Here is a 237-nt window from a genome sequence, read left to right as displayed (position 1 = left end):
CCTGGGCGAGCAAGGCCTTTAGACCGCCTTCACGGTATTTCGTAAGCCACCGGCCGACGGTGAGGGGGTGAACGCCAACCTCCTTGGCGATCTCTTTGTTCTTCATCCCACGCTTGGAAAGGCGAACCGCAAGTTTTCGCTTTTCTTCCTGAGCGGCGGGATGGAGTGTGCGAGCATCTTCTCTGTTCATGCCGGTATTATAGCATAGCTATTTGGATGCCGGGTTAATACTTCGCG

The 237-nt window shown here is 54.9% G+C and carries 1 protein-coding gene; it reads right to left on the bottom strand.

Annotation, left to right across the window (positions count from 1 at the left end; translation table 11 throughout):
* Window positions 1–190 (bottom strand): helix-turn-helix domain-containing protein (locus V0R37_RS23220; protein ID WP_420376706.1); only part of this gene is annotated, 190 nt, incomplete at its 3' end.
* Window positions 191–237 lie beyond the last annotated feature (47 nt).

It is taken from the genome of Pollutimonas rozaliensis (assembly GCF_048751585.1).
Taxonomy (GTDB): domain Bacteria; phylum Pseudomonadota; class Gammaproteobacteria; order Burkholderiales; family Burkholderiaceae_B.
Note: the sequence above shows the minus strand (reverse complement) of the source record. Positions and strands in the feature narration are given on the sequence as shown.